Origin of the sequence: Neobacillus sp. 19, assembly GCF_049463095.1 — a bacterium.
Classification (GTDB): Bacteria; Bacillota; Bacilli; order Bacillales; family Cytobacillaceae; genus Neobacillus.
Window position 1 is genome coordinate 16195 of the sequence record NZ_JBMPZU010000068.1, and the last position, 19758, is coordinate 35952.

General features: G+C 40.0%; 20 protein-coding genes and 1 pseudogene. 17 read left to right on the forward strand and 4 right to left on the reverse strand.

The annotated features are described in order from the left end of the window. Positions 1-53: 53 nt before the first annotated feature. The 7 genes from ACO1D1_RS21760 to ACO1D1_RS21790 all read left to right on the forward strand — a co-directional run bounded on the left by ACO1D1_RS21760 (position 54) and on the right by ACO1D1_RS21790 (position 6399). Complete coding sequence (locus tag ACO1D1_RS21760; protein WP_423337080.1) at positions 54-731, forward strand: class II aldolase/adducin family protein; 678 nt, start codon at positions 54-56, stop codon at positions 729-731. A gap of 226 nt (positions 732-957) precedes the next feature. After that, on the forward strand, positions 958-1809 hold the full coding sequence (locus ACO1D1_RS21765) for an MBL fold metallo-hydrolase (protein WP_423337081.1): 852 nt from the start codon (positions 958-960) through the stop codon (positions 1807-1809). A 334-nt stretch (positions 1810-2143) separates the two neighbouring features. Further along, positions 2144-3097, forward strand: a complete 954-nt coding sequence (locus tag ACO1D1_RS21770) for an aldolase catalytic domain-containing protein (protein WP_423337082.1) — start codon at positions 2144-2146, stop codon at positions 3095-3097. Positions 3098-3446: 349 nt separating this feature from the next. Then, complete coding sequence (locus tag ACO1D1_RS21775) at positions 3447-4175, forward strand: amino acid ABC transporter ATP-binding protein (RefSeq protein WP_423337083.1); 729 nt, start codon at positions 3447-3449, stop codon at positions 4173-4175. A gap of 17 nt (positions 4176-4192) precedes the next feature. After that, on the forward strand, positions 4193-5011 hold the full coding sequence (locus tag ACO1D1_RS21780; protein WP_149871935.1) for a transporter substrate-binding domain-containing protein: 819 nt from the start codon (positions 4193-4195) through the stop codon (positions 5009-5011). A 72-nt stretch (positions 5012-5083) separates the two neighbouring features. Beyond that, the gene (locus tag ACO1D1_RS21785; protein ID WP_149871934.1) at positions 5084-5737 is read left to right on the forward strand and encodes an amino acid ABC transporter permease; all 654 of its coding nucleotides are present in this window, start codon (positions 5084-5086) and stop codon (positions 5735-5737) included. An 11-nt stretch (positions 5738-5748) separates the two neighbouring features. Beyond that, on the forward strand, positions 5749-6399 hold the full coding sequence (locus ACO1D1_RS21790; protein ID WP_149871933.1) for an amino acid ABC transporter permease: 651 nt from the start codon (positions 5749-5751) through the stop codon (positions 6397-6399). A gap of 90 nt (positions 6400-6489) precedes the next feature. Here ACO1D1_RS21790 and ACO1D1_RS21795 read toward each other — a convergent pair whose 3' ends face one another. After that, positions 6490-7161: a DUF421 domain-containing protein gene (locus ACO1D1_RS21795; RefSeq protein WP_423337084.1), complete on the reverse strand. Its 672-nt coding sequence runs from the start codon at positions 7159-7161 to the stop codon at positions 6490-6492. Positions 7162-7639: 478 nt separating this feature from the next. Here ACO1D1_RS21795 and nhaC point away from each other — a divergent pair, with 478 nt between their 5' ends. The 10 genes from nhaC to ACO1D1_RS21845 all read left to right on the forward strand — a co-directional run bounded on the left by nhaC (position 7640) and on the right by ACO1D1_RS21845 (position 15980). Next, complete coding sequence (nhaC, locus tag ACO1D1_RS21800; protein WP_423337085.1) at positions 7640-9061, forward strand: Na+/H+ antiporter NhaC; 1422 nt, start codon at positions 7640-7642, stop codon at positions 9059-9061. Positions 9062-9369: 308 nt separating this feature from the next. Next, the gene (locus tag ACO1D1_RS21805; protein WP_149871930.1) at positions 9370-10128 is read left to right on the forward strand and encodes a GntR family transcriptional regulator; all 759 of its coding nucleotides are present in this window, start codon (positions 9370-9372) and stop codon (positions 10126-10128) included. A gap of 15 nt (positions 10129-10143) precedes the next feature. Next, complete coding sequence (locus ACO1D1_RS21810; protein ID WP_423337086.1) at positions 10144-10872, forward strand: amidohydrolase family protein; 729 nt, start codon at positions 10144-10146, stop codon at positions 10870-10872. Position 10873: 1 nt separating this feature from the next. Further along, the gene (locus ACO1D1_RS21815; protein ID WP_149871928.1) at positions 10874-11263 is read left to right on the forward strand and encodes a PTS sugar transporter subunit IIA; all 390 of its coding nucleotides are present in this window, start codon (positions 10874-10876) and stop codon (positions 11261-11263) included. A 14-nt stretch (positions 11264-11277) separates the two neighbouring features. Continuing rightward, positions 11278-11754, forward strand: a complete 477-nt coding sequence (locus ACO1D1_RS21820) for a PTS system mannose/fructose/N-acetylgalactosamine-transporter subunit IIB (RefSeq protein ID WP_149871927.1) — start codon at positions 11278-11280, stop codon at positions 11752-11754. 19 nt (positions 11755-11773) lie between these two features. Beyond that, positions 11774-12529: a PTS mannose/fructose/sorbose/N-acetylgalactosamine transporter subunit IIC gene (locus ACO1D1_RS21825; RefSeq protein ID WP_423337087.1), complete on the forward strand. Its 756-nt coding sequence runs from the start codon at positions 11774-11776 to the stop codon at positions 12527-12529. Positions 12530-12541: 12 nt separating this feature from the next. Continuing rightward, the gene (locus ACO1D1_RS21830; RefSeq protein ID WP_423337088.1) at positions 12542-13360 is read left to right on the forward strand and encodes a PTS system mannose/fructose/sorbose family transporter subunit IID; all 819 of its coding nucleotides are present in this window, start codon (positions 12542-12544) and stop codon (positions 13358-13360) included. A gap of 39 nt (positions 13361-13399) precedes the next feature. Next, the gene (locus ACO1D1_RS21835; RefSeq protein WP_423337089.1) at positions 13400-14122 is read left to right on the forward strand and encodes an amidohydrolase family protein; all 723 of its coding nucleotides are present in this window, start codon (positions 13400-13402) and stop codon (positions 14120-14122) included. A 62-nt stretch (positions 14123-14184) separates the two neighbouring features. Next, on the forward strand, positions 14185-15171 hold the full coding sequence (locus tag ACO1D1_RS21840; RefSeq protein ID WP_149871923.1) for a translation initiation factor eIF-2B: 987 nt from the start codon (positions 14185-14187) through the stop codon (positions 15169-15171). Continuing rightward, complete coding sequence (locus ACO1D1_RS21845) at positions 15171-15980, forward strand: BtpA/SgcQ family protein (protein WP_423337090.1); 810 nt, start codon at positions 15171-15173, stop codon at positions 15978-15980. Before ACO1D1_RS21840 ends, ACO1D1_RS21845 begins: the two co-directional genes overlap by 1 nt. Positions 15981-16038: 58 nt before the next feature. Here the strand turns inward: ACO1D1_RS21845 and ACO1D1_RS21850 are convergent, their stop codons facing one another. From ACO1D1_RS21850 to ACO1D1_RS21860, 3 genes and pseudogenes are all read right to left on the reverse strand, one after another. Further along, positions 16039-16437, reverse strand: coding sequence for a cytidine deaminase (locus ACO1D1_RS21850; RefSeq protein ID WP_423337091.1), 399 nt, complete (start codon positions 16435-16437; stop codon positions 16039-16041). A gap of 202 nt (positions 16438-16639) precedes the next feature. Continuing rightward, entirely contained in the window at positions 16640-18646 is a 2007-nt protein-coding gene (locus tag ACO1D1_RS21855; RefSeq protein WP_423337092.1) for a catalase, read from the reverse strand. Between the two features lie 565 nt (positions 18647-19211). After that, a pseudogene (locus ACO1D1_RS21860) lies at positions 19212-19643 on the reverse strand (dihydroorotate dehydrogenase); the annotation flags it as partial. Positions 19644-19758 lie beyond the last annotated feature (115 nt).

The window sequence follows — 19758 nt, forward strand, 5'->3', positions numbered from 1 at the left end:
TTTCATCGTGTGGAACTTTTTTAAAAAATACCGTATCAAAGGAGTGTATCACTATGCAAAAGGCTGAGTTAATTAGAAAAGAACTCAGAAAGACTGGAAAATATATGATGGAATACGGATTAGCGTGGGGAACTGCCGGAAATATAAGTGCACGAACCAATAATGATGAGTATGTAATTACCGCAAGCGGGACATATCTCGGCGAGTTGGAGGATTCGGATTTAGTAGTTTGTTCACTTTCCGGGGAAGCGGTTGCTTGGGATGTACAAAAGCAGTTGGACAGCAGTAAAAAGCCTTCTAAGGAAACGCCTATGCACCGTGCAATCTACGAAAATCGTCCTGAAATCGGGGCTGTGCTCCATGCTTCTCCTTTTTATACGACACTTGTCGCCTGCTCTTCTATCGAGATTCCATCCAATTGGTTTGTGGAAACCATGTATTATCTAGAACGAGTAGAACGGGTAGGCTATCACCACCCGGGGACACTCACATTAGGGGAAGCCGTTGCCGAAAAGGCAAAAGCAGCCAATATTCTATTACTAGAAAATCACGGTGTCTTGGTTTACGACGTTAACATAAAGGAAGCAAGAATGGCACTGCAAACATTGGAAATGGCCTGCAAAATGTTAATAACTTCAAGATCAGCAAATGTGGAGATGAACGGATTGTCACTTGAAGTCGAAAAAGACTTCCTAGAGAATGCCGGATACAAGCCGCGAAGGGATTGGTAGGTGCCAAGCACACCGGTTTTTGTCGAGAGGATAAGAAGCAAGGGGTTGTTCCCTTGCTTTTATCTTTTTGTTTCTCATTATTATAAGATCCTCCGTAGTATTAAAACTCACCTTTCCCCTTCCAGCAAGAATTTGATATGATGTGGTTCAGACCATTATTAAAACCCTAATTATAGAAGAACGAACATTTAATTATCATTTCAATATTTCATCAAGGAGACTAGTCATGCAGAAACTTCAAAGGATTTCGAACCGCATTGTGTATTTACCGCCTTATCAAGAAACAGACAGGCCTATTTTAGCAGCAGTAGCGGGGGAGGAACGGACATTATTGATTGATGCCGGAAATTCTTCCAGCCATGCACAGCTATTTATAAGACAATTAGAAGACCTCCAAATTAGCGGGGACTTTCTTGTGCTCACACATTGGCACTGGGACCATGTTTTTGGGATGAACGACATGCCAATGCCAATCTTCGCTTTTGAAAAAACGCAAGAGAAAATTATCGAAATGCAGCAGCTTTCCTGGGAAGATGAATTCCTTGATCAACGGGTCAAAGAGGGAATCGAAATTCCGTTTTGTGCCGATGCCATCAAAAAGGAGCTCGGAAATCAGCGTGAGATCATTCTCACTAAACCAGCAATCACATTCGATCATCGAATGACATTCAATCTTGGCGGCCTAACCGCCATAATCGAGCATGTGGGCGGTGATCATTCGGCGGATTCTTGCGTTATTTATATACCTCAGGAAAAAGTGCTGTTTCTGGGCGATAGTCTGTATGCCAATCTTTATTCGGAAAAATGGAACTACACAATTGAGAAAACGCGGCGATTAATTGCGCAAATCGAAACCTATGAGGCTGAAACCTTTTTCCTCTCCCATCATGAAGCACCGTTAATGAAAAAGGAGTTTCAATTCATGCTTAACACGCTGAAAAGTGCAGCAAACCTAACAGAACAATATAAAGGGAATCAGGTAGCAATTACAGCAGCAATGTCGAAGGACCTGCAAAGAGAATTAGATGAATTTGAGGCCGAGACGATTCAGTTTTTTGTTAATGGATATGAGGGGTAATGGGACATGGTTTCGAATTAGCGTTCTGGGAAAAAAACATCCTGCGCTGTCACATGTCAACTATCGCATACAACCATCAACCCTGGCGGTAGAGGTTACATGGAGAAGTGTTCGCAGCACTTCTCTTTTTCGTCTTATTCTTCATAATTTTCTTTTTTTTCAGTAGACATTAGCTTCCAAGAATGGTAGTATAGATTCTAATATTTTAGTGCTTAAAAGCGTGAAAGTAAGACCCTAACCACAGGGTATTTTATGAAGGCAGCACTGTTGATTTAAAGTTTAACAGTTATATAATAATAGTAAAATAGGGAACTTACAGGGGGAGATTTCAATCATGGAGCAACATACCAAAATTATTGACTGTACCATTCGTGATGGAGGGCTAGTTAACAATTGGAATTTTAGCGTCGAATTTGTTCAGGACTTGTACCATGGCCTAAGTGCAGCCGGTGTTGAATACATGGAAATTGGCTACAAAAACTCCGCTAAACTACTTAATGCGACTGAGCCGAATCCATGGAGATTTCTGGATGATGAATTCCTGAAAGAAATTATCCCGGAGAAAAAATCCACGAAGCTATCTGCTCTTGTAGATATTGGCCGTGTGGACCCGAATGATATTTTGCCTCGCGAGCAAAGTGTATTAGATATGATTCGAATTGCCTGCTACATCCGTGAAGTAGATAAGGGCTTGGAGCTAGTTCAAATGTTTCATGATTTGGGTTACGAGACTTCGCTTAACATTATGGCATTATCAAGTGTCCCTGAAAATCAGTTGATTGAAGCGTTTGAAATGGTGAAGCAAAGTCCTGTCGATGTGGTCTATATCGTTGACTCCTTTGGAAGCTTAGATCCGATGGATATTGAGCATCAAGTGAAAAAGTTTAAAGCGATGCTCCCAAATAAACAGCTTGGGATCCATACGCATAACAATATGCAATTAGCTTTCGCGAATACGTTAACGGCGATGCGAAATGGTGTTACTTTCCTTGATTCCTCCGTTTATGGCATGGGCCGTGCGGCCGGGAACTGTAATACCGAGCTGCTTGTCAGCTATATCCGAAAAACTTCTTATGAAGTGAAACCGGTTCTTGGCGTCATTGAAAAACACATGCTCGAAATGCGCCAAAAGTGGGAGTGGGGCTATATTATTCCTTACATGATTTCCGGCGCTCTAAATGAACACCCGCGAGTCGCCATGGCCTACCGTGATAGCGCCGACCGCAATAAATTCGTCGACTTTTACGACAAAATGACAACACCAGAATCCACATTGGCTCCGGTGTAAGTGGAAGAAGTTTCACAGGGCATTATTATTTGCAGAACTGATAGGATTGTTTTGAATGGGAGTCTCTGATGAGGCTCCCTATTTGTGTGAGCAAAAACCAAGTAGACTTTTCTTGGGGTTAATCTATTTACATTAAAAGCCATGAGAACCGTCCCTCTGGTCCTTTCTATCCGGTTCTTTCTTCCTAATATTAACAAATTTCCGAATTATAGTTTACTAAATTAGAAATGAATTGTAGTATTTTATTATACAATTAATTGTTTGTATATTCGGAAGAGTCGAAAGTTGACTGAATCTGACAGTTGGACAGGCTACATACTTTAAAAAAACAACAGGGAGGAGGATGGGGATGATTCGGTTTGATTCGGTAAACAAGTATTATGGGAACTTTCATGTTCTTAAAAATATTAATCTAGAAATTAATAAAGGGGAAGTTGTTGTTGTCATCGGTCCTTCTGGATCGGGGAAAAGTACGATGCTTCGCTGCATTAATCGGCTGGAAACAATTACTGACGGAGAATTAACCGTTAACGGTGTGAAAGTGAATGACAAAAAAACAAATATTAACCAGTTAAGGCGAAATATCGGGATGGTATTTCAGCATTTTTATTTATATCCGCATAAGACCGTTCTTGAAAATATTACGACCGCACCTTCGATGGTATTAAAACAATCGAAAGAGGAAGCGGAGAAAGTTGCAATGTATTATCTTGAAAAAGTAGGGATACCCGATAAGGCAAACTCTTATCCATCTCAATTATCAGGGGGCCAGCAGCAAAGGGTGGCGATTGCAAGAGGACTTGCTATGAAACCAGAGATAATGCTGTTTGACGAGCCTACTTCTGCCCTGGATCCGGAAATGATTGGGGAAGTGCTGGACGTTATGAAAACGCTAGCAAAAGAAGGGATGACGATGGTCGTCGTTACCCATGAAATGGGATTTGCGAAAGAGGTTGCAGATCGCATCATATTCATGGACCACGGGCAAATTCTTGAGCAGGGAAAACCGGCTGATTTTTACGTCAATCCAAAAGAAGAAAGAGCGCGTCTATTTCTCAGCCGTATATTAAACCATTAAACTTTAGGGGGATTACTATGTTTAAGAGTAAAACAAGTAAAATTGCTGGCGTTCTTCTATTATCAGCTTCCATGCTGCTTTCAGCTTGCGGTAAAAGCGGTGAAAAAGAAACAGCAGGATCAGCTGCCAAAAATGCTTTAGAGCAAATTAAAGAGAAAGATAAAATTGTGATCGGGGTAAAATACGATACACGATTATTTGGACTTAAGAATCCATCTACCGGTGAAGTTGAAGGTTTTGATATTGATATTTCAAAAGAGTTAGCAAAAGACATTCTTGGTGACGAGAAAAAGGTAGAGTTCAAAGAGGTTACCTCCAAAACTCGTATTCCAATGTTAAACAATGGTGATATTGATGCAATCGTCGCAACCATGACGATTTCAGAGGAACGTAAAAAAGAGGTTGATTTCTCAGATGTCTACTTTGATGCCGGACAATCCCTGCTTGTTAAAAAGGGAAGCCCAATCAAAGGACTTGAAGATTTGAAAAAAGGTACGAAGGTTCTTGCGGTTAAAGGCTCAACATCCGCCATCAATATTCGCGAAAAAGCACCAGATACTACTGTATTAGAATTTGAAAACTATACGGAAGCCTTCACAGCATTGAAATCCGGTCAGGGCGATGCCTTAACAACAGATGACTCGATTCTTTACGGTATGGCTGACCAAGATTCAAGCTATGAGTTGGTCGGTGGTACGTTTACGGAAGAGCCATATGGAATTGCCGTTAAAAAAGGAAATAAAGAACTAGTTGACGCGATTAATAGCGCTCTTCAGAAGATGAAAGATAGCGGAAAGTATGATGAAATTCACAAAAAATGGATCAAAACCAACTAACATCCGTTGAAATCAGGATGGGCATACTTTTGCTCATCCTGACCACTTTTATGAAGAGGGGGGGAGATCTATATGCTCGATTTTACGATACTGATTGATAACTTGGATACATATTTAGAAGGATTTAAGAATACAGTGCTGGCAAGTATACTTGCCCTGATCGGGAGCTTTATTATTGGGGTGATTGTAGCTGTTATGAGAATCGCACCCATTAAACCGTTAAATTGGATTGGCAGCGCTTATGTTGAATTTATCAGGAATATTCCTCTTTTAATCATAGCATTCTTCTTTTATATTGGTCTTCCGGCAATTGGAGTAACGTTAACCGGATTTGTCGCAGGTACGATTGCTCTAGCTATTTATACGGCATCATTCATTGCCGAAGCAATCCGCGCTGGAATACAGGCCGTACCGAAAGGGCAAATGGAGGCAGCAAGATCATCAGGACTCACTTATTTGCAGGCGATGTGGACGATTATTTTGCCACAAGCGATCAAAATCGTCATTCCTCCCATTGGCAATCAGTTTATAAATCTTGTAAAAAACTCCGCCATTTTGGGAATGATCGCCGGTTTAGATTTAATGTACTTCGGTGATTTGGTATCCTCCCATACATTCGTTACATTTGATGTCTATATTTTTGTTGCGATGTTTTACCTTGTGCTAACAATACCATTAAGTCTGGGCGTTGGTTATCTGGAAAAACGCTTGGCTAGAAGTCATTAAGGAGGGGAATGATGGATATTGCAGGAGCTCTCTCAGTCGATCATATAAAATTCCTCGCCGCTGGTTTTAAGGTGACGCTTTACATTGCCTTTGTTTCAATTGTCCTTAGCTTTATTATTGGAATTGTGCTTGGGACATTACGATATGCAAAAATTCCTTTCCTATCGAAGGTCGTCGCAGTGATCGTTGAAACGATTCGGAATATGCCGCTGTTGCTGATTATTTTCTTTACTTTTTTTGGGCTGCCGGAAGTGGGAATAAAGTTAACCCCAACGGTTGCGGCGATCTTAGCATTGACTGTGTTTGAATCAGCCATGTTAGCTGAGATTGTGAGAAGCGGTTTGAATTCAATCGATAAAGGACAAATCGAAGCAGCTCGTTCATCAGGGTTAACGTATATCCAAACGTTAATGTCTATTGTCATGCCACAAGCCCTAAGGCGAATGGTTCCGCCGATTGTCAGCCAATTTATCTCTTTATTAAAGGATACGTCACTGTGCGTGGTTATTGCTCTACCGGAATTCATGCACAACGCCCAAATCATTTATGCGCAAAACATTAATTACATTATTCCAATCTTTATTGTAGTGGCCTTTATGTACTTTATTGTAAACTACTGTTTGTCATTAATTGCACGCAGGCTGGAAAGCAGGCAAGCATAACTTATTTTCATTGTGATAAAAAGAGGTCCGATCCACTGCCTTCAGCAGCGGATCGGACCTCTTTTTATGGATCTTGTGCCTTCAACTAAGTTACACATATAAAAAGACCTTCAGATTATGTTTGCTATCAATAGTGGCAAGAAGGATTTTATGTACTTCTGTATGATAAGTAGACGTTAGCTTGTTTGTTAACCACTCTTCCTCTTTACCGATTATCTTCAAAACGGTAAAGTCAATTCTTCCTTCTCGTATGATTGTCTGGGGAAGATCAAAAGGTTCTGTTTGAAGCTGATAGAATGAAGGGGTAACAGCTTCATATTTGGGGTCTAAGAACAAGGAAATCTCACCGCTGGATTCCCATAAAGCTAAGCTTACTTTTTTAGCATCCTCAATTTTTTCTTTCCGCAATTCCGCTAATAGATCATCGATTGAAATTCTTGCCCGTCTTAATCCTTTATACAAGATTTCTCCATCCTTAATAAGTGGGTAGGGCTTAGCATTAATGATTCTTCTTAGTCCCGGCCATTTTAAACTCAAAAAAATACCCAGCAAATAGAGCATAACGATGACAATGGTTGAAATGACGGAGCCCTTTAATCCAATTCTCTGGTCTGATAAGGGGTGGGCAATAATGTTTCCCAGCATTAAGGCAATCACAAAATCAAGTAATCGTAACTGTGAAATGGCACGAGAACCCATAACTTTTACAGCAAAGACGACAAAGATAAAAATGACTCCTGCTCTTAATACCCACTCAAACATTGATAAAGATTCCTGGCCATGGAAAAAATGCAAGAAGGACACATCCTTTACGAACTACGTCCTCAATAGATTGTCACGAATTCTTTCATTTTACACCTTTTGTCAAAAAGGTTTTTCAAAAACAGGACGTTCTGGGAAGTATGGCAAAAGTTAACTAACAAAATAGCTATCTGGAGGAAACTGGAGCATTGGGTAAGAAAAATAAGCATTTACAGGGTACCTTCGTCTAACCCCTTTAGATAGGGTGAGAGGTCTGCATATCGCGGGATACCAAATTTCGTTATTATTCAGAATTTTGTTATGCTTTAAATATGAAAAATGAAATGTATGGGTCCGGACCCCACATCTTTTATGTAAATACATTTTAAACATCAATGGAGATCTCCCGAACATAACATAAAATCCTTTTTATAAATTTCCTGCCTTTTGATTAAGAGTTGTTATGAGAGGTTTATTTAAAAAGACAAGGAGTGTTTGGATGAGTACAGAATTAAAGAAACCATCTTTAGCTTATTCATTATTTTTACTAATAATGGTTATTTCAATTATAGCAATAGGAATGCTGGTCTTTCAGGCCTCAATACAGATTATGTTGTTTATTACTTTATTAACGATAATTCCCTTTGTGATGAAACTTGGATATTCCTATCAAAGATTGGAGATGGAGATTTTTACCTCCATGCAAAAAGCACTGCAGCCCTCGATAATTCTGTTAGCCGTAGGAATTTTAATCGGATCATGGATTGCATCTGGAACTGTTCCAGCCTTGATCTATTACGGCATTCAATCTATTTCCCCAAAATTCTTTTTGGTGACAACACTTCTATTTTGCTCAATTGTTTCCCTGGCCACCGGATCCTCATGGGCTACATTAGGCACAGCCGGGATTGCGATGATGGGTGTTGGGCAAAGTTTAGGTATTCCTGTTGGAGTAACCGCTGGTGCTATTATTAGTGGTGCCTATTTTGGAGACAAATTATCGCCATTGTCAGATAGTACGAATTTATCGTCAGCCGTAGTCGGTGCAGATTTAATGACCCATATAAAGCATATGCTCTGGTCGACTACTCCTGCCTATATAATAACGGCAATCATTTTCACAATTATGGGATTGAAATATGGGCAGCATTCTGCTAATTCAGGAGATGTTGCTGCGCTGACAGGTTATTTATCAGAGAACTTCCATCTAGGAATCATCCCGTTTATTCCGGTTGCCATCCTATTCGCCTTGCTTATATCAAAGCAGCCGGCGATTACCTCTATTTTCATCGGCGCTTTGGCAGGGGCGGTGACTGCTATTCTTTATCAAGGGGTGGCGATCAGCGATATTTTCACAATCTTCTATGACGGTTATTCTGTTGAATCGGGTATCGAGGAAGTGAATACCTTGCTTCAAAGAGGCGGACTTACCAGTATGCTTTCTTTAGTGGCACTCTTCTTATTTGCCCTTGGAGTAGGTGGACTGTTACAAAAATCTGGTGTACTCGAAGTTATGATTAAAGCCTTAACTAGCCGCATTAAAAGTCAGGGAATGTTAGTCTTCTTCACAATTATCACCGCTTATTTTACCTTGGCCATGGGAGGAGCTTTTTCCTTCTCAGCTGTTATGACAGGGACATTAATGAAACCTTTGTATGATAAATTCAATTTAAGCCCGGAGAATTTGTCCAGGATAATTGAAGATACTGCTACCCAAAGCTGCTCGCTGGTACCGTGGACCGCAAGCGGTCTATTTACCGCAGCCGCATTAGGCGTATCGCCGTTCATCTATGTACCTTTCTGTTTCCTAGCCATGCTCACACCGATCTTCAGCTTAATTTTCGGGATTACAGGATTTACGATGAAAGAAAAGCGGAGTGGCGGCGGTACCTCTCACCCCGCGGATATTCTTGTTTCATAATAATGTTCCACCAAGAGAAAGTTAATTATATATTGGAGGGAGTCTCTGCTGGGGCTCCTTTTTCAAGTTAAAAGGATTAATGAATTTCGACAGGGGTGGTTTTTTAGAAATAATCAAAATATTTAATTGACAAATAAATAAAAAAGTTATATATTTAGTGCAGAAACAACTTGTTATAACGTTATACTAAGTTGGAAAAATTATGCACTTGCATTCTTAATAAAATAAGTTTATAAAACTTATTTTATTATTTTCCTTCAACTTGTTATAACGTTATATCAAATAAAATGATTAAATAGGTGAATTTTATGAGACAGGTTAATATTGATAAGAACTCAAAGCTTCCGCTGCATGTTCAGATTTATGAAGACATTAGGGAAAAAATAGAGAGTAAAACATTACATGCGGGAGACAAGCTTCCTTCTGAAAATGAGCTTCAAAATTTATATGATGTTAGTAGAATAACGGTCAGAAGAGCTATTCAAGATTTAGAAAATGAGGGATTTGTAAAAAAATCTCAAGGGAAAGGTACCATTGTTTGTAACCCTAAACAAAAATATGACTTAAAAAGATTAAGTAGTTTTAGTGAAGATGTAAAGGAACATGGGGAAATATCAAGTTCCATTATTCGTGATTTTAAAATCATAAAGGCAGATCATAAAACAGCCTATTCATTAGATATCCTCGAAGGTGATGAAGTTTACTATTTAGAGAGAAGCCGGTTAAGTGGTAATACTGTGGTTGGTTTGCATAAGGCTTATATAAAAAAGTCTAGTGAATTTTCTCTTGATCGAGCAGAGTTTGATGAAACCACATCTTTATACGAAACATTAAAAGATAAAGGGATTCATTTAAAACAAGCCCATGAAATTTTAGAAGCGCAAATGCCAGATAAAGAGATTAAAAGGAGTTTAGGAATTAAAGAAAATGTCCCTATCTTTTTTAAAGAACGAATCACCTTTGATACATCCGGAGCTCCAATCGAGTTTGTCAAAATGTATTATCGCTCAGACGTTTATCAATATAAAGTGACACTAGATGTGAATGATGAGAACAACAATTTATAAAAGGAGAATCTAAAAATGAAAATATATGACGTTCATTCTCACTTAGGTAAAACAAGTTCCGGTGAAGAAAATACTCCAACAGATATTGTTGAAGAGTTAGGAAGGTACGGGATTACAAAAATCGGTATAAGCAGCCTCTCTGGCACATCGACAAGGCAACAAAATGACACAATCTACAATGCGATGCAAGAATACCCTGACATTATTGAAGGATACGGTTTTATTAATCCGAAAGCTCCAGATGCAATAGAGGAAGTTCATCGCTGTTTAGGAAAATACAAGATGAATGGAATAAAGTTCCATTCATGGAAGCATGGTTACTATCCTGATAATACACCAAGCCTTCATGATATTTTCTTTGAAATAGCAAAATATGGGGTACATGTCCAAACGCACGTAGGTACAGCTCCATTAAGTACACCCTATGTTTGGGCCGAATATGCGAAGAAATTCCCAAATATTGATTTCTTATTTACGCATACAGGCTATTATGAGTTTGGTTTATCTACTATTGAATCGATTAAAAGTTTAGATAATGTATGGGTGGAAACATCAGGGCAAATGAATGTGGAGGTGTTACAAAAATCAATTAACATTCTCGGACCCGAGCGCGTTGTCTTTGGAGTAGACTGGCCGTATAAACTAGTTAATATTGAAATTGAAAAATTTTATGAGTTAAATGTTCCTGAAGATCAACTAGAGTACATTTTTCATAAAAACGCCGAATATTTGTGGAGGTATTAATATGATTCATATATTAGTGGTCACCCACGGCATGATGGCAGAAGGAATCGTGCAAACTGCCAAAATGTTTGCTGGAGAACAAGAAAACTTAGATTACGTGTGTTTTAAGGAAGATATGGGTCAAGAAGAACTAACGGAATTGCTAGATGAAAAAATGAAAGGGGTTCCAGTAGGCGAACAATTACTAATCTTCTGTGATATCCTTGGCGGCACACCTTTTAATGTCAGCAGCCGATTAGCGTTTAAAAATGAAAATATTTCTATATTTTATGGCGTGAACTTACCCATCCTTGTCTCGGCCATTTTATCGAGAGAAGGCCAAAACCTACAGGAACTAACCGGATCGCTGGTTGCAGCTAGCAACGAGAGTCTAGGATTAAGTACATTATAAGGGAGAGAAATAAGATGAACATTACCGTATTTAGAATTGACGAGAGATTAATACATGGACAAATTGTTACTGCCTGGATTGCTTATGCTGAAGCCAATCAAATTATCGTAGCGGATGATAAAGCGGCCAATGATGAGTTTCAAAAATCGTTATTACAGATGGCCACACCTAAAAATATTAATCTAAAAATTGTAGGTCTTGAAGAAGCCATTACCATGATTAAAGAAGATACTAGCGATACAAAAGTTCTTTTACTTGTCAGAGGTCCGAAGGAAGCGCTTCAAATGATAGAGGGCGGCATTGATTTAAAAGAGATTAATATCGGAAATATCAACATGAAAAAGGGCAAAAAGAAAGTGTTAGGGAACCTTTGGGTAGATGATGAAGATATTCGCAATTTAACGAAATTAAGTGAAGCAGGGGTCTCCCTTGATATTCGTACAGTACCAAATGAACGAAGCCAAGATGCAATGAAATTAATTCTTAAATAATTTTCCGGCAGGAGGAAAAATGATGGATATTCTAGTTCAAGCCATACTAGTTGGTATTTTTGTCACCATTGCTTATATTGATTCCCATACTTTTCAGACACATATTTTCAGACCCATTTTTGTCGGACCGGTTGTCGGTTTGATCATGGGTGATGTGGCAACGGGCTTAGCCGTTGGTGTCACCATCGAATTAATGTTTCTTGCCGTTATCTTTGTCGGCACTGCAACACCTCCGGACCCAACACTTAGTACCGCGATTGCAGCAGGAATTGCTATTCTTGGCGGCGGGGGTACAGAACTAGCTGTAGCAACTGCATTACCAGTCTCATTTATCGGACAAATTGCTACCACCTTCCAGAATACGGTGATTAACATCTGGTTCATGCACCGGGCAGAAAATGCGATATCCAAGCTAAACACAAGAGGGTTAGTGTTAAATAATACGGTTTACCCAATGGTAACAAATGCGGTTCTTTACGGTGTACCAGCGTTCCTTGCGATTTATTTTGGAGCAGATTTTGTGAAAGGAATCATCGAGGCGATTCCGGAAAAAATTATTACCGGGTTATCTGTCGGCGGCGGAATGATTGGAGCTGTCGGGTTTGCCTTACTATTAAGTACGATTCAAGTTAAAAAGTTCTGGCCGTTTTTATTCTTAGGCTTCTTCTTTGCATCTTATTTACAAATCAACATGATCGGTATCGCATTACTAGGCGTCATCTGTGTAGCTTTGTATTACTACTTAAAGATCGATGATAAAAACGCTAACGCATAAGGAGAGGTTAGGATGGAAAACGAAAAAAAATTAACCAGGAAAGATTTATGGAAAGTCTATTGGAATCAAATGACGATTCGTACGGCTAATAACTATGAACGTCAACAAAATGCTGGATTTACCCAAGCAATGATGCCGGTTATTGAAAAAGTCTACGATGATCCAAAGGATAAAAAAGAAGCATATGATAGACATATGGAATACTTTTTAACACAAGATATGGTTTCGGCACTCCCTGTTGGAATCAGTGCAGCAATGGAAGAGAGATATGCAAATGAAAGAGACTTTGATCCTTCTACAATTAATTCTGTCAAAACAGCGTTAATGGGGCCACTAGCAGGACTAGGGGATTCCCTTTTAAATGGTACAGCAAGACCCATTCTTGCCGGGCTTGCTATTTCTCTCGTAAGCGCCGGTACTGGCTGGGTTGGCCCGATTATGTTTGTGGTTTGTATGGCGATCTTATCCCTTGGCGTTCGGTATTTAGGAGTTTTTCAAGGTTACAAACAAGGTGTTTCTCTTGTTTCAAAATTTCAATCATCCGGATTAATTAGCAGGATTTCAGAATTAGCAGGGATTGCGGCTTACATTATTGTCGGAGGATTCATTCCTGCATTAGTTGTTGTGCATATTCCAATTGAATATACGTCCGGAGAAACGACGATTAAAATTCAAGAAACCTTAGATGGTTTGATGCCTGGTGTATTAGGTTTGCTTTATACAGGTTTAATGTATTATCTCATCACAAAGAAAAAGGTTTCAGCGATAAAATTGATTTTCATCACGATGATTATTGGGATTGTCGGCGTTTACGCTGGTATTTTAGGTTGATAGATTAGTAGATAAGCCAAAAGGAAAGGTGTGAGCAAAGTGATAATCGATATACATGCTCATGTAAAAAGAGATCCGGAAACACACAACTATCTCGAACAAGAATTATTGGACGATATGAATAAAAATAATATTACGTCACGAGTTGTGTCTGCTTTCGAAGGGAAATCCATCCATGATCAAAACAATTATATCTCTGACTTTGTTTCGAGGTATCCTGATCAGCTGATTGGGTGTGCTGTTATTAACCCGAAAGAGGATCATTCAATAGAAGAAACTAGAAGAGTAATGAAGCTTCCTGGGATAAAAATGGTGGAATTTAATTCGATTGAACATGGCTACTACCCTGACAGCTGTCAAAATATAGATCCAATCTTGGAGATTCTTGAGGAAAATAACATCCCCGTTAAGGTTTTTACCGGAATAGGAGCAAGATCGATGCCGCAGCAATGGGCGGTCCATGCAAAACGGCATCCGAATCTTACCTTTATTTTTCTTCATATCGGCTGTTTTGACTATGGATACAGCTGTGTGGATGTCGCATTGGAAAATGAAAATGTCCTTGTAGAAACGTCCAATCAGTATGAGGTTCAAGTGTTAAGAAAAGCCTTTTCAATATTACCGAAAGAAAAACTGCTATTTGGTTCATCCTATCCAACGGTTTTAACCAAATCTTCGGTCAATGTGTTTGATATGTTTCACTTAGAAAAGGATTACCTGGAGAGCATCTATCATAAAAATGCAGCAGATTTATTGGAGTAATCTTGTCTTCCGCATTCAACGTTGGTTGAGTGCGGAAGATGAATAACGAAAGGGTGGATCTGATGAAACTAGATATAGAAAGTGTACGAATGCTTCTACCCAATAATGTTCAGCCATTATTTGATGATATCGTAGAGCAAAGAGTGCTAGGGGCAAGTAATCATATTTCCATGATTGGCGAAATGATTGAATCCATCGCATTAACTGGGAAGAAGAATCATAGCGAAGTGAAGGAAATTATAGAAAAAATCCAAGAAGTAACCAACTATTTTATCAAAACAAGGGGAGAAGCGAGTCAGGCAATCAGTAATGCGATTATGCTCATGACGAATCATATTGAAAGTCTGATAGATGTAGATCTTGAAGAGGCAGTTGATAAAATTATTACTAGGAAAAATAGTTATCTCGCGTATAATAGCAATGCCACCGAAAAGGTCCTTGAATGTGCGAGCAGTGTGGTAGAAGATATGAGAAATATTCTTGTTTATGATTATTCTAGTACGGTAGACAAACTATTGAAAAAAATTGGCGGGGCCAATCAAACATATACGATTTACATTCCTGAAAGCCGGATTATTGATGGCGGATTACCCTATGTTAAAAGCTGCAAAGAGGCGGGACATACGATCAAATTTTTCCCGGATGCTGCTCTTATGTATTATTTAAAAGAGTGCGATGTTGCTCTTATGGGCGCTGAAACCTTTTTCCCGAATGGTACTGGCTTTAATACAACCGGTTCTGATCTGGTCGGCTTAGCCTGTGACTATTACAATATACCTTTGTATTTTTTAACTCCGTTAATCAAATTAGATATTCGTCCGATCTATGGATATAAAAAAGAGTTAGTCATCAATGATTTAACAAAGAAATTGACAAAAGAATGGCCGGATCATAGTCTGGCAGAAAATATTGATTTCAAATCTCCTGAATTACTTGGAGTGGAGCCTAAATTTATTAGCGGGTTTATTACGGAAAAGGGTCTGATTCCAACAGAAGAGATGTTTAACGTAAGTGTAGAGTATTATAAAGAGTTAGGAGGAGTCATCTAATGGGGGAAGTATTTCGTCCAAACTGCCACGTTTTATCGATGATCCAACCGCCTCCGCTTCCTGGAAGTTATCGGCACGATAATCAAACGATTGATGAAATTGTGTATGAAGCATTAAAAGAAACAGAAATGGTGCAAGAAAACGGGTTTGACGGGATTATCATTCAAAACATGAATGACATGCCAATCAAACAACATTCAGAGCCTGAAGCCATCGCATATATGACAAGAATTGGGTATGAAATAAGAAAAGAGTTCCCTGGCTTAACAATGGGAATCTTATTGAATTGGGACGGAGTATCTGGCTTGTCAGTGGCAGATGCAGTAGGTGCAGACTTTGTCCGAGTTGAACACCTGTTTACAGGAGCAAATGTGACGAGTGCAGGAATCCTTCAGGCGCAATGTGTCGATATTGCGAAATTGAGAAAAAGAATTCGAACCAAAGTCCCTGTATATGCAGATATCTACGAAGTACATGGAGTGCCGCTGGGTAGAAAGCCAATCGAAAACGCCGCCTGGGAAGCGGTCCATGAGGCATTTGCCGATGGTCTGTTTATTTCGGGGAATAGCATGGAGGAAAGCATTGACATCATTCAGAAAGTAAGAACAAAATTGCCTGATACCCCTCTATTCTTAGGTGGTGGAGCAACAGGAGATAATATTTTCGAACTGCTAAAACATTATGATGGTGTTTCAGTGGCCTCATGGATTAAAAATGGTGATATGAAAAATCCAATTGACCCTGAACGAGCTAAAATATTTATGCGCGAAGCAAATAAAGCAAAGCAATGGAGAGAAAGTTTTAAATAGGAAAACAAAGGGGGCGGTTCTGGTGGCTTTTTAAGCCACCAGAACCGCCCCCTTTGGTCTACATCTCTAAGTCCGTAAATGCATATGGTAATAGTTCACCTAAGGTTAATTCCAGGATGTCTTTTTTCTCATTTGTTAAATAAACGGGCATGTCAGGTGTGCAGAATTCTGCCATTACTTGTCTGCAAATGCTGCAAGGCGGAAGGAAGTCTGCTGTATCACCGGCGACGGCGATCGCCTGGAAATCTCCTTTTTTATAACCGTTAGCAATTGCGGTGAAAATAGCTGTTCTCTCTGCACAATTGGTTGCACCTAAGGAAACGTTTTCAACATTGACGCCTGTAATAATATGCCCATCCTTTAGTAACAATGATGCTCCGACGGGGAATTTAGAGTAAGGAATGTATGCGTTTGCTTTGATTTCACGTGCCTTTGCCATTAATAACTCTTTATCCATCCAACTTAACCTCTCTCCAATTGACCTCCCAAATAGGGGAAACTACCCGATTTTTTGAAAAATAATACTATGAAACTTGCATTGTTGTTCAATAATGTAAGTACATTTTCCTAAAAAATAGCCGGTAGGACCTATTATATTAAGGATTTGTAGAATAAATGTCAACCTCAGAAATATGACAATTGAAGAGGAGATTTATATGCTATAGGATCCGATCCCAAAACCGCGCTTGTGCGATGCCGTCGATAAAGCTTTGAATGCTGGCAGTTTTTAAATCGTAAACACCTGTACCCTCTTTGTTGATGCGGCTATTGGCTAACGCATTTGGATGACTGAGAGCGACAGCCAAGGGCTTGTAATGTTTATAGGTGGTTTGAATGAATTCCAGCGCAGGTGTTTGGATAATCGGATCACTGCTAATTAATAATGCTGCATCATAAAGGCTGGAATCAGTCGTTTCGTACGTATCTGTCACTTTTACATCCATCGTTAAGCTGTGTAGCTTTTTGTCGACAATACTATAATTCAGTTTATGCTGTGCGAAAATCCCCAGCCAAGACGTTAACAACTCCGCATCAGGCTCCCCATTCAGCAGGATGGCAACATTCTTCGTATCGGGTTTCCGTATTGTTTTTGCCATACTTAGGGCCGGAGATTTCTTGGCAGATGTCACTTCGCAATTTTTTGCGGGTATGGGTGCACCAATCTTCTCCGCGACTTCTTCTGCCAATTGGCGGTCAATATGATTGATCAGCGCAACCGCATTGGCCTTCACCATGTCTGATTTACATTTCCCCAGTTCAAAACTAAAGGCATCCTTGACATGCTGCTGCTCAAAAGGGGCAAGACTGTTATAGAATAATTTTGCCTGTGAGTAAAAGTCACGGAAACTTTCGCTGCGGCCGCGGATTTTTCGACCGTCAATTTTCTCTTGATAATGTTCATAACCGCCCTGTTCAATGGGAACAGGCTCTGGCTGATTGGCGTTAAGCGCGTTACGATGGTAACTTGTCTGGCCATGATGAATCGTCATTTGGTGCATGCCGTCCCGTTGATTATTGTGGAAAGGGCACACAGGTTTGTTAATCGGGATTTGGTGGAAATTAGGACCGCCGAGCCTTGAAAGCTGCGTATCGGTATACGAGAATAAACGGCCTTGCAATAGCGGATCATTTGAAAAATCAATACCCGGCACGACATGACCCGGGTGGAACGCCACTTGCTCTGTTTCGGCAAAGAAGTTATCGACGTTTCGATTTAATGTCATCTTTCCGACTATTTTCACCGGGACCTCTTCTTGCGGCCATAATTTTGTAGGATCTAAAATATCGAAATCAAAACGATATTCATCCTCTTCCGGAATTAATTGAAATCCGAGCTCCCATACGGGGTAATCCCCTTTTTCAATCGCCTCATATAAATCCTGCCGATGGAAGTCAGGATTTTTCCCGGCAATCCTTTGGGCTTCGTCCCAGACTAATGAATGAACCCCTAAGGCAGGCTTCCAGTGAAATTTCACAAAATGAGCCTTTCCTTCCGCGTTTATTAGACGAAACGTATGTACACCGAAGCCTTCCATCATCCGCAAACTCCGAGGAATGGCACGATCGCTCATGTGCCACATCACCATATGAGCCGATTCCGGATTTTGCCCGATAAAATCCCAAAAGGTGTCGTGAGCACTGGCGCCTTGGGGAATTTCATTGTGCGGCTCAGGTTTAACGGCATGAACAAAATCAGGGAATTTAATCGCATCTTGAATAAAGAAAACCGGCATATTATTCCCGACCAAATCAAAGTTGCCTTCATCGGTATAAAATTTCGTGGCAAATCCGCGAACGTCTCTTACTGTATCGCTTGAGCCTCTTGAACCTTGAACGGTGGATATCCGGACAAAGACAGGTGTTGTTTTCGAGGTGTCTGTAAGAAAATCTGCTTTCGTATAGTCTGCTAATGATTCGTAGAGTTGAAAAATACCATGGGCCCCAACCCCGCGGGCATGCACAATTCGTTCCGGAATGCGTTCGTGGTCAAAATGGGTCATTTTTTCGCGGAAGTGAAAATCCTCCATCAAGGTCGGCCCGCGCAATCCCGCTTTCAATGAAAACTCGTCCTCTGCCATTTTTAACCCCTGATTTGTCGTTAAACCGGCCTTTTCTTCATTATTGATGGTAAATTGCTTTAACTGCTCCGTCTTTTTGTTATCCATTTGATACCCAAACCTCCTAAAAGTACATACTTACAACCTTAGGTACCCAATTTGTTGGAAGTAAAACATGTCGGTTTGTTTGGGAGGTGAGTTTTTATCTGCCAACAAGTAGAGTGAATAGTTCTATTAACCGTTTAGTGGTAGAGGCTTAATCGCAGTTTTGGGATTATGGTTTCTTAGATCATCGTGGATATTGATTTATAGAACCTTGTCTTTTATTGGATGCATATCGCACAGGATTATTATAAAAATGCATCCAATCCTGCTTATTGGATGCATATCGCACAGGATTTTTATAAAAAATGAATCCAATTGCCCTTATTGGATGCATATCGCACAGGATTTTTATCAAAAATGAATCCAATCGCCCTTATTGGATGCATATCGCACAGGATTATTATAAAAAATGCATCCAATCCCGCTTATTGGGTGCATATCGCACAGGATTTTTACCAAAAGTGCATCCAATCGCCCTTATTGGATGCATATCGTACAGGATTTTTATCAAAAATGAATCCAACGTCGTAATTACTGCCACTTAGGACCCAGTATTTATTCATCTTTTTCAGCGGTTATGACCTAATCCCACAAAAAAACCCCTCGAGAGAACTAATCCCATCACATACAGAAATAAAGCAAAATAAGCTGGCAGCAGGTGGATGAAGGTGGTGTAGCCGATGAAAAAGTGGGTGAGGATGCCTGCACAAAAAGCGGGGATCCCGGCTATTAAGAGTGTATACCAAATCCACTTTTCTCCCTGATGAAATCCCCACAAGGAAACCGTAAGCACCAGCAGCCCTACACTAATTAAGGCGCCGCCAAATCCTGCCCGGTCATGGGCGATCAGCGGAATCAGCCTGCTGTTGATGTCATTCATTTGCTCAGGAGTCAGACAAATGAAATCGACATCTGTCGGGACGAAAACATTGGTCACGCCAATGGAGGCGATGACCAGACCGCCAAGGATAAATGAGAAGCCTAAGATGACAAAGCAAAGCGGCGCACGAAAAACGCGAAAGCGTTTCACGATAAATGCGAAAACGCCTATCTAGGTTGTTGGGTTTGGGTTAAATATCGGCGGCACAACCGAACGAATAAGAGGCACATAAACA